This window comes from Acinetobacter sp. ABJ_C5_2 (assembly GCF_044538485.1).
Classification (GTDB): Bacteria; Pseudomonadota; Gammaproteobacteria; order Pseudomonadales; family Moraxellaceae; genus Acinetobacter; species Acinetobacter nosocomialis_A.
This window is the reverse complement of sequence record NZ_JBIUCS010000048.1, coordinates 1-10,744: the sequence shown is the minus strand read 5'-3', so window position 1 is coordinate 10,744 and position 10,744 is coordinate 1. Positions and strand designations below refer to the sequence as shown.

10 protein-coding genes and 2 pseudogenes are annotated in these 10,744 nt (G+C 31.3%); 11 read left to right on the top strand and 1 reads right to left on the bottom strand.

From position 1 onward, the window contains the following. Positions 1-182 precede the first annotated feature (182 nt). From ACH8JV_RS18790 to ACH8JV_RS18780, 3 genes are all read left to right on the top strand, one after another. On the top strand, positions 183-1,931 hold the full coding sequence (locus ACH8JV_RS18790; RefSeq protein WP_396523115.1) for an FAD-dependent oxidoreductase: 1,749 nt from the start codon (positions 183-185) through the stop codon (positions 1,929-1,931). 374 nt (positions 1,932-2,305) lie between these two features. Continuing rightward, the gene (locus ACH8JV_RS18785; RefSeq protein ID WP_396523113.1) at positions 2,306-2,650 is read left to right on the top strand and encodes a DUF3969 family protein; all 345 of its coding nucleotides are present in this window, start codon (positions 2,306-2,308) and stop codon (positions 2,648-2,650) included. Positions 2,651-3,190: 540 nt separating this feature from the next. Further along, positions 3,191-4,069: a MetQ/NlpA family ABC transporter substrate-binding protein gene (locus ACH8JV_RS18780; protein WP_311088012.1), complete on the top strand. Its 879-nt coding sequence runs from the start codon at positions 3,191-3,193 to the stop codon at positions 4,067-4,069. 1,455 nt (positions 4,070-5,524) lie between these two features. On the opposite strand, the gene ACH8JV_RS18775 is transcribed toward ACH8JV_RS18780, so the two are convergent. Beyond that, a complete protein-coding gene (locus ACH8JV_RS18775; protein ID WP_396523111.1) occupies positions 5,525-6,112 on the bottom strand; it encodes a TetR/AcrR family transcriptional regulator in 588 nt (195 codons plus the stop codon). A gap of 153 nt (positions 6,113-6,265) precedes the next feature. Between ACH8JV_RS18775 and ACH8JV_RS18770 the strand changes: the two are divergent. The 8 genes and pseudogenes from ACH8JV_RS18770 to ACH8JV_RS18735 all read left to right on the top strand — a co-directional run. Then, positions 6,266-6,575, top strand: a pseudogene (locus tag ACH8JV_RS18770) (type VI secretion system tip protein VgrG); the annotation flags it as partial. A gap of 15 nt (positions 6,576-6,590) precedes the next feature. Beyond that, positions 6,591-6,902: pseudogene (locus ACH8JV_RS18765) on the top strand (DUF4123 domain-containing protein); the annotation flags it as partial. A gap of 16 nt (positions 6,903-6,918) precedes the next feature. After that, positions 6,919-7,329: a hypothetical protein gene (locus tag ACH8JV_RS18760; protein ID WP_396523109.1), complete on the top strand. Its 411-nt coding sequence runs from the start codon at positions 6,919-6,921 to the stop codon at positions 7,327-7,329. A gap of 76 nt (positions 7,330-7,405) precedes the next feature. Continuing rightward, a complete protein-coding gene (locus ACH8JV_RS18755) occupies positions 7,406-7,570 on the top strand; it encodes a hypothetical protein (RefSeq protein ID WP_396523107.1) in 165 nt (54 codons plus the stop codon). Between the two features lie 372 nt (positions 7,571-7,942). Continuing rightward, on the top strand, positions 7,943-8,464 hold the full coding sequence (locus ACH8JV_RS18750) for a hypothetical protein (RefSeq protein WP_396523105.1): 522 nt from the start codon (positions 7,943-7,945) through the stop codon (positions 8,462-8,464). A 161-nt stretch (positions 8,465-8,625) separates the two neighbouring features. After that, positions 8,626-9,147, top strand: coding sequence for a hypothetical protein (locus tag ACH8JV_RS18745; RefSeq protein WP_396523103.1), 522 nt, complete (start codon positions 8,626-8,628; stop codon positions 9,145-9,147). Between the two features lie 160 nt (positions 9,148-9,307). Beyond that, entirely contained in the window at positions 9,308-9,829 is a 522-nt protein-coding gene (locus ACH8JV_RS18740) for a hypothetical protein (RefSeq protein WP_396523101.1), read from the top strand. A gap of 599 nt (positions 9,830-10,428) precedes the next feature. Beyond that, positions 10,429-10,680 (top strand): hypothetical protein, encoded by a 252-nt coding sequence (locus ACH8JV_RS18735; RefSeq protein ID WP_396523099.1) that lies wholly within the window; start codon positions 10,429-10,431, stop codon positions 10,678-10,680. The last annotated feature ends 64 nt before the right edge of the window (positions 10,681-10,744 follow it).

Sequence of the window (10,744 nt, the reverse complement as noted above, 5' to 3'; positions counted from 1 at the left end):
ATAAAGATCTAGGAATCTGTTTTATATATTTTATAGATTTATTTAAAAATAATATAGTAAAGACTTTGCCTTCAATTGGTCTAAAGAGTTTTTAAAGCAATATTATGTTTGAGATATTTATTTGCTTTAAATGTATGCAATAACTATTTAGCTGCTAAAAATATGTAAGTAATAGGATAAAAATGTTAGAAACTGATGTTTTAATTGTTGGGAGTGGTCCGGCTGGTTCTTCTGCTGCACTTATGTTAAGTACTTATGGAATCAGAAATATCATAATAACTAAATATAGATGGCTGGCAAACAGTCCGCGTGCCCATTATATCAGTCAAAGAACCATGGAAGTTGTCCGAGACTTGGGGATCTCAGATGAAGTAATTGCAAAAGCAGCACCAAAAGAAGTTATGGGAGATGTTGTTTATTGCACATCTTTAACGGGTGATGAAATTGGACGTTTTCCTTATGGAATGAATCATCCAGAAAGAATGTCTGAGTATGCGAAAGCGAGCCCTTGTGAACAGTGCGATCTGCCTCAACACCTATTTGAACCTATTTTGCTTTCAAATGCTGCATCCCGAGGGAGTCATCCAAGATTTGATACGGAATATTTATCTCATGTACAAGATGAAGATGGCGTAACAGTCACTGTTTTAGATAGATTAACTAAACAAACATACTTAATCCGTTGTAAGTATTTAATTGGAGCTGATGGTGCAAGCAGCCAAGTCGTAAAAGATTTAGATTTACCTATGGCTGGTAAAATGGGGAAAAGTGGCAGTATCAGCATTATTTTTAAAGCCGATTTAACAAAATACGTTTCACATCGACCTGGCTACCTCTGGTGGATTATACAACCTGGAGCAAATATTGGAGGGATTGGCCTAGGGTTGTTGCGTATGGTCAGACCTTGGAATGAATGGCAGATTGTTTGGGGGTATGACATTGAAAAAGAAGAGCCATCTCTTACCGATGATGAAGCGATTGCGATTTGCAAACAGCTTATTGGTGATAACGACATTGAAATAAGCATAAGTAGCAAGTCGTTATGGACAGTCAATGAAATGTATGCAGAGCGGTATTCGAAAGGTCGAGTTTTCTGTATTGGTGATGCTGTCCATCGTCATCCACCTTCTAATGGACTTGGTTCAAACTCATCTATACAAGATGCTTATAACTTATGTTGGAAATTAGCATTTGTATTAAATGGTAAAGCGGGTAGTGGTTTATTAGACAGTTTTAATGATGAAAGAGCACCTGTTGGTGAGCGAATTGTTAAACGAGCGAATCAAAGTGTTAGAGAGTTCTCTACCATATTTTCTGCTTTAGAGTTAGATGGAAAGTACAGTACAGAGGCGATGCAAAAAAGCATTAATGCTTTAAGTGAGAGTAATGAAAAAGGTGCTGTTAAACGCCGTGATTTAAGATCTGCAATTGAATATAAAGCTTATGAGTTTGCTGCTTTAGGTGTAGAAACTAATGTGCGGTATCATTCATCTGCAATTATTGGGGCAGAACATAATATTGAAAATGAATTAGATTCTTGTCGAGATGAAGATCTTTATTATTATCCCTCATTTACTTCTGGCCATAAACTTCCTCATGTATGGTTAGTCAAAAATCATAAAAAAATCTCAGCCTTAGACTTAATTGGAAATGGAAAGTTTACGCTATTCTGTTGGTTGCAAGGCGATAAATGGAAACTTGCTGTAGATAAGCTGAATAGACAGCTCAACTTGGATATTAAAGTTATACAGGTAGGGCCAAAAAGAGATGTTGAAGACTCTTATGGAGAGCTTTCACGCTGTTGGACTAATGATGAAAATGAATGCATGCTGATTAGACCAGACGGCTATATTGCTTGGCAAAGCAACAAAATTGAATCGGCAGATGATGAGTTATACAGCGCAATTTCATCAATACTTAGCTTGAGTTAATTGCTCATCAAAGGAATAAAATTTAATAAAATCTGGAAAAGTATTTTATTGAGTGTGAATTTGACTACATTCATAAAATTTTAAAAGCCTCGGTTAAAAGCTGGGGCTTTTTTTATTTCTATAGCATAAATTGATTCAGTTGAAACAAAGTATAGACTTGAAGTCCGTGGCTATCATACTTATTCCATAGTTGATAAAACTATATAAATACATATAACGGAATCAAAAAGCACCTAACTATTCTGTAAGATTTTAAATGGTTCTAAAAAGAAAAATTTAATATAGTGACTCGGATATGAAGTGAATATAACCATTATTACTAAAGAATTTTGTTAAGGTTTTTGAAGTTAAGACAGAAGTTTTTGGAGGGGTAAATGAATACATCTGGAAAAACTAATTTGGAAAAGTTAATTTTACTAGTTAATCTTGGAATTTTGCATTCTTTAAAAAATGATTATATAAATATAAATGAGGCTGAACATTTTTTGTATACACCATCTATGCTTAGACTTTTGAAAGAAAATAACTGCTCTATAGGCTTAATTAACATAATTCAAAGAGGGACTGAGCTAGAAGATTTAGAAGGGTTTAATATTGATTTTAAAGGTGAAGTCGAAAAAATGTTTAAGGAATGTGAGGATATGATCAAGAATTTGCCTGAAACCAGTTTTGAATTTGAAAAATGGTATGATCAAAATTTATTTGATAAATATGATTAAAATATTTGTAATATAGAAAAATATTGCTGATACCTCAGATGTGGCTTTACATCTGGTGATAAATGTAAGAAATGAAAACTTATCTGTTTTGCATCAATTAAAATCGCATATTGCTCAAATGAAAGTTTATGAGATGCGTTGTCTGTCTTAAGCACATGATTAAAGTGCAAATTAAATCAATATTTAGCTTAAATATTGATAACAAATCCTGAAAATTTCATATAAATCAAATATGTATGTGGTTTTTGAAAAATGTTTATGTTTTCAATATGTTGCTGTGAGCATGACTATATATCAGAATTGAACAAGTTATTTGTAGAATATTCACTTGTTGATATATGATGATCCCATATTTAGAGGCTGTTTCAAAACATAATTCTATTGTTTAGCGAGCAAGTTCAAGGAATGAATAGTGCTGAATTCAGGCTTCTAAACCCTATATCTGGAAATTATTTCCGGCCAAATATTGCATTTCGACCCAATGGTTGGGAATGTCTCACTCTTTTGTAGGGTAGGCGTTTCCTATTTTAGGATGTACCTATGAAAAAATTATTTAGTGTATTGTTCAGCGCATCTGTACTAACACTGACTGCATGTAATAAACAACCTGCACAAACTGAAAATACTGCAACAACCAAAGACAAAACTGAGTCTGTTCGAACAATTAAATTGGTTTCAACAGGTTCAGATACGGATGTATGGAAATATGTTGCAACGCTTCCTGAGACTAAAGAAGCGGGTATTAAACTTCAAGTTACCAATTTGACTGACTATGTTGTGCTCAATACATCTGTCGCAAATGGTGAACAAGATGTAAATGCGTTCCAGTCATTTAACTATTTGGCGGCTTACAATGCTTCAAATACAGCGAAAGTTGCAGCTGTTGCGACAACTTACTTGGAACCAATGGGTATTTATGCAAATAAAATTAAAACTGTTGATGAATTCCAACAAGGCGCGACCATTGCAATTCCAAACGATACTGCTAACGAAGCTCGTGCATTAATATTATTACAATCAGCTAAACTGATTAAACTTAAACCAAACTTTGATCCTGTAAAAGGGACTACGAACGACATTGCTGAAAACCCTAAAAATTTACAATTAAAACCAATTCAAATGACTACAGCAGTTCGTGTTAAAAACGACGTAGATGCAATTGTACTTGGTAATACATTGGCACTTGAGGGTGGTCTTAATGTAATGAAAGACGCTATCTTCCGTGAGCCTATCGACCAGTCTACTAAGCTTTATGTCAATTTATTGGGTGTAGCTGAAGCAAACAAAAATGACCCGATCTATACGAAACTTGGTGAACTTTACCACTTACCGAAAGTGCAAAAATTCGTAAGTGAAAAATTCGGTGGCACAAAAGTTGAAGTGAACAAACCTGTTTCTGAATTTGCAGACATCAAATAAGTAATTTTTAAATAAGAATTACTTTTTAAAAGCTAAGCTTCGGTAATCGGAGCTTAGCTTTTTTATTTAGAAGGTGATAACTATATACTTTTTTACCAGAATGTTGATCTAAAAAATCATATAAATCTTTAGTAATTCTAATTACAGGATAGCAAGATTCTCCTTCCAATCCATAAGCATTAACTATGCTTTGAATTACTAGTACCTCATCTCGTTTATACCAATAACGTTTAGCAATTCCTCTACGTAAGAAAACTATCTTGAATACATTGGTCTTGAGAATAAGAAAAACCGGTTATTTCATTTACTATTTTTTAAAATTCAGCAATGAGTTCAGAAATTTGAGATTTAAAAGGTAGATTAATAACTAATACTGCTACATATGTAGATTGAGTTAAATCTTTAATTTCTTCGTAAATGAGCTTTTACAATTTCATTAATTATACCTATTTAGTAAAAGGTTTTATACTTTTAGCGTGTACACTCTTGTGCCCGCTTTTGTACCGGTAGGATGATTTTTATAATAGTATAAACAATCAATCAGACCCAAGTTGATACCTTGCATTCACACTGCAAAAGGGGGAGGCTTGGAGAAAGTTAGAGCAGTGATTTAAGGTGCTTTCGGGTATTTATTTACACCTAAAAGTATAGAAGTTTTGTTACCGGATAAACCATGAATCGACTGTGGAAATTTTTTGTTCAGGCTAAGTTATTTTAAATAGTAAAGTTTTACTTAAAAATAACTTATGCGTTTAAAGGCTTTTTTAATTCTGGAAGTAGAGGAATACGTTTGCATGCTTCCCAAATGGATATTGATGAATAGCACTCTAATCTAGTGATAGGAGCTGTGTAGCTTTAATTAAAGCTTAAATATTTTAGTGTTATTCCACATGTATACAAGATCGATTGTATTTTTTAGTAATTGTTTTTTTGTTTGGCAAACGTCATATTTAGTTTTGTTACAACGAAAATTATAGTATTTTTTATAAATTAACTTGAATTACAATTGTTTAGGTAATATTTTTAATTGGTTCTCTGATGAATTTTATCTAAAAAATTATTTATTTATATATTGTATTTTTTTATTAAATCATTAAATTATATAGTGCTAAGCAGTAATGTTTAGTATTTCAGGTTTAAGTGGTTTTCACTAGACCCATTTCGAATTTTGGAATGGGTTTTTTATTGTCTGATGGAAATGTCATTTAAATTTTTGATAAAAGTCTTAAAACTAGCTTTTTAAAAGTTATTTTTATATTGACTTAGTTAGGTAAATTAAAATAGATTTGTAGAGTATTTACTAAAATACTATATAAAGTAACAAGCTACTTAAAACCTGAAATACAGCAAAAGGCCTGCTTTTAAGCAGGTCTTTTGCTATAAAAATTTGCAGATATTTTTATAAAAAATAGATAATTTCAATATATTTTATTAGTGGATCCTATTACTAGAAATTTATGTATGAGTTGCTTCAAGTTTAATCAATGTCTGAATAAAATCCCAAGTTTTCTCAGGTTTAATCGGGGCTTTTTCACAAACAGAGCTATTAATTATGCCATCCATGAGAGAGATAAAGAGATATGCTAAAGCACTAGGGTCCTTTATTTCTAATTCCTTCAAAATAGATGTTACAAGGTCAAATAACCAGTTCCGATATTCATCCAGAGCGATTTGAATAGAAGGGTATAAATTTCCTACATCCATGCTTGCTTTATGAAATGGGCATCCTCTGGCACCATTTTGATTTACCCAGTCGATATACCAAAGGTAGAGTTGTTCTAATTTTTCTAAAGGCGTTGTTAGCTCCGAAATACACTCTTTTATGGCAATTTGAATATCGATTTTCAATTCCTGTAGGCAAGCGAGTACCAGTTTTTCTTTTGAGGGGAAGTGCTTATAAAAGGTCGCTTTAGCAATATCGGATTCTGCAATAATACGGTCGATCCCCACAGTAATATAACTTTCTTGAATAAAGAGCTGAGTTGCAGTGTTTAGAAGGATTTCTCGTTTTGATGTTTTTTTTAATTTTATTTGTGCATTCATAATGGGCTAGGCAATATACTGAGATATATAAGTTTGCTATTTTAGCGTATGATAATGTTATTAGGCTAGTCATTAGGTCGAGAATTAATATAATAAATAGACAGAACTGTATGTATTTTTATGATGCTTTTAAATATAATCCGGTTTTATAAAATGTTAAACAGTATCATTAAGTTTTAGATAGTTTGGGATATTAGCCCACAAAACGTGCTATTCATATTTAATTTATTTCTCCGATATTAAATGGCCAAGTATTTCTGCAAAGAATTGATGGTGTACATGCGCTCAATGATGGCTTAAAAGCAGAAGTTTATGCCTGTCAACAAATGTAACGATTCAACTAAAATCTTTCATTGGTATTCAGTTTGCTGTAGATATAATAACCGAGCGAGGTGAATTAACCTACGTTACAGGCATTATTACTCATGCTCAACAGGGGCAATCAGATGGAAGTCTAACTTTACCCTTAGAAGTATCTCCTTTGTTGCTGCTGATCAACCAAGGAAACAATGAAACACTGCAACGGGCACTTTTAGTCAGTGCGAATATAGGGGGGTTACTGCTAAAAACATCTTTTTCTAAACAATCATTAATAAAGCATTTACAGCCATTTTTACAAGCTGAGCTTCCGAATGGTAAACTGGCTTTGTTCCGATTTTACGATCCATCTATTACTAAAATCTTAGATAAGATGTTGGATAAGCAGGAACATCAAAAATTATTTAGGCCCTTAAACAATTGGTGGGTTCAACAAGCTCATAATACCTTAAATAATTTAGTGAGCGATTGATATGGCAGTTAGATTTATGGAAGAACAAATCGATTCATTCATTACAGATCGTGAAGAAGAGTTAGCTTTGTGGAATTGGAATAGGTTAAAAAGAAAATTTCCTTTGCTTTCCAAAAAACATTTTGACGATGATGAAAAAAAAGGCGTTGATTTTTTACTTATTGCTCAAACTCGTGTGAAAGAATATTTACATGGTTTGGAAGATGACATTGACTACAACAAATGGCGCGTGGTCTATGGAGAGATTTGTTTCATTGTGAATAAATATAATATTGATGAAGACAAATGGAATAGGGGAATTTTAGAAGAAAGGTTATGGCCCCCATATTTAAGAATAGATATTTTAGCAGGGATTGTAGAAAGTTGCTTGCATAATTCTGAATCCCAAAAATTCTATGCTGTCTTAGAGAAAGAAACATGGCCGTAGCAGTAGATATAGGTAGTTTAGGTGGATGGGGAACAGTCTCTGAAACGCAGATACAGTTGTTAAAACAGGTACTAGAGTGCGCAATGAGGATATAGAGGATAGCAGATCATCTATTTCACAGGAACAAAAAGATAGAGCATTAGCATCAAGTAAAGCAAAGGCTAAAGAATTAGAAAAATCTTGTAGTAGTAATAATAAAGAATGTAATAAAGAGCAACACAGTGATCGAATCCAAGCATAAAATGGATATCGCATGATTGTAACTGCCACTGAAGCTGGCAGTGTTTGGACAAATCATCCAGTCCAACCACCATTACTTCTCTATAAGTAATATGCACTTTCAATGCGTATAGCTATGTTGAAAATAGAGGGGCATAGTAAACCCGATCAAAAGACAAACACTAAACCTGTTGATTATCATAATGGTGCAAACTAAGGCATATAAGGCTCAATTAGCATGGATTAAATCTAAAACATCATAATACGGTGTTACAGTTGGAAAGCACTCATTTAGTTTTATGGGACGAAATTTTACAGGTGTAATTCCTCCTGAATTTGATAGTCGAAGAATAGATTTAGATATTCTTAAAGGTGAAATTTTAAAGGGTTAAATATGAATAAATCAGAACAAATAGTAGCTTTTTTTAAAAATCATCACAAATTTCCTTTTCATAATTGGTATACCAATTATGATGAATATTGTGCAATGTATTTATGTTTAACCAATTTGCTAAAATCTTATATTTCAGCGGAACAATATAAAGATTGGTCTTATGCTTACAATTATATAGATTTTAGACGTGATCCTGATGGTGAGGTTGCATATCCATTAATGTGCATTAACTCAAAAATGGAGCTTGTAGTTTATTTTGGATGTATCAAAGCTGATAAAAACGGTAATATTGAAACAAATTTTTCAGTTCAAATTTCTAGAGATGATAGATGGGGAGACCGTTGGGAGACGAATGCACTTCAAGAAGAATGGTATAATGAAGTTACTATACTTCTCGACTTTAATAATCCTGTAGCATTACAAAAGACAGATAAAATTTTTAAAACAATCTTTGAAAAGAAAATGACTTTTAAAGATTTAAAATCTTTTGAAGAAAGTAATTTGAATTTTGATGATGAGTGAGTTGTGTAAATATTCTTCAAGCTCACTCTTGAGTTGGTTTTGGAGGAGAGAATAAGGCTTTATTGGTTCTGATAAATTATATGTCTTAGTAGATAAGAAACGACAAAATTGTAGATGTCTTGACTTAGATGTAATGAAAGGTGGAATACTAAAAAATAATTATGAGTAAAATTGAGCAAGTCGTGAATTTTTTCCGTAATCATCCTCGATTTCCATTTTTAAATTGGAATACTAATTATGATGATTACTGTGCTATGTTTTTATGTTTAACGAATATTTTAAAGTGTTATATTCCAAAAGAAGCATATACAGATTCATCATATGCATACGGTTATATGGAGTTCAGAGGAAATCCAAATGGAATAGTTGCTTTTCCATTAACATGCAAACTGTCAGAATTAGAGTTAGTTATTTTTTTAGGAACAAGAGAAATAATACAACTTAATAATGGTGAAGCTTATTTTTCAGTTCAAATAAGTAGAGATGATCGCTGGGATGATCGTTGGGAGAGAAATGCTCCTAAAAATGAATGGTATAATGAGATTGCTATTCTTTTCGACTTTAATAATCCTGTAGCATTACAAAAGATAGATACCATTTTCAAAAAAATTTTTGAAAAGAAAATGATTTTTAAAGATTTAAAATCTTTTGAAGAAAGTAATTTGAATTTTGATGATGTATGAATTGTCTAAATATTTAAGCTCACTCTTGAGTTGGTTTTGGAGGACAGAATAAAACTGTATTTGCTTCTGATAAATTATATGTCTTAATAGTTATGAATCGACAAAATTGTAGACATATTGACTGAGATGTAATGAAAGGTGGAATACTAAAAAATTAATTATGAGTAAAATTGAGCAAGTCGTGAATTGTTTCCGTAATCATCCTCGATTTCCATTTTTAAATTGGAATACTAATTATGATGATTACTGTGCTATGTTTTTATGTTTGACGAATATTTTAAAGTGTTATATCCCGGAAAAATCATATACAGATTGGTCATATGCTTATGGTTATATGGAGTTCAGAGGAAATCCTGAGGGAATAGTTGATTTTCCACTGACATGTATAAATTCAAAATTAGAATTATGTTTATTTTTCGGTCCAAGAAAGATTGAACAGATAGACTTAGATGAGTCTTATTTGGGAATTTATATAACTAGAGATGATCGTTGGGGGGATAGATGGGAAAGAAATGCTCCTGAAGATGAGTGGTATAATTGTATTTCTATGTCTTTTGATTTTAATAATTATGTAGCATTACAAAAGATAGATACCATTTTCAAAAAAGTTTTTGAAAAGAAAATGACTTTTAAAGATTTAAAATATTTTGAAGAAAGTAATTTGAATTTTGATGATGTATGAATTGTCTAAATATTTAAGCTCACTCTTGAATTGGTTTTGGAGGACAGAATAAGACTGTATTTGCTTCTGATAAATTATATGTCTTAATAGATAAGAAATAGCAAAATTGTAGATATATTGACTTAAATATGAGAAAAGGTGGAATAATAAAAAATTAATTCTGATTAAAAAGCAAGTTGTAATTTTTTATATTTAGTTTATCTGTAAGTTTGATTGATTGTTTTTTGTTTTTTTTCATGGCGATAAGTTCTTTGATTATCTTGATAGAAAATAATGATACTGAAAGTGTTATTTAAAGTTATTGTGAGTATTTTTATATAACGAATTTTAAAGCTTCAGAGTATTCTATTAAAAATATTGTAGTACGTGGCATTTTGGTTACGGTAATCGGATTTTATAGCATTATTTTTTCACTTATTGAAGATCAGTTCTTTCTATTGTACTTTTTAAAATTTAGTCTGTTAATTGGTCTTGCCGTAAGTATAATTTTGTCCGTGGTAGAGATCTTTTAATTATATTGATAAGGAAAATTTTATATACTAAAGATAATTGTAGAAATAGTTGTAGGTGTTTTTAAGGAAATTTTAAATGAAAAAATTATGACGAATCATTTGAATCTTGAAAATATATCTATGAACTATAAATGGAATAGCTTTGTTCAGTCTGCTTTAAGTTTTGACCCTAAATTAGAGGTGGATCAATGGAGCGAAAGTGATTATATAAGTCCAATTCAGTCGCATTCTATAATAGGATTGAGAGGCTATTTGTACCATCTTCAAAGAGTAAATAATCAAGATATTAATTGTGAAAATACTTTAAAATTTAAAGTTGAAAATCATATAATTTATTAAGAGAAAAGTTGAAGAAACTTTAATTTTATATATACTCTTAATTGAATATATGCAAACTATATTG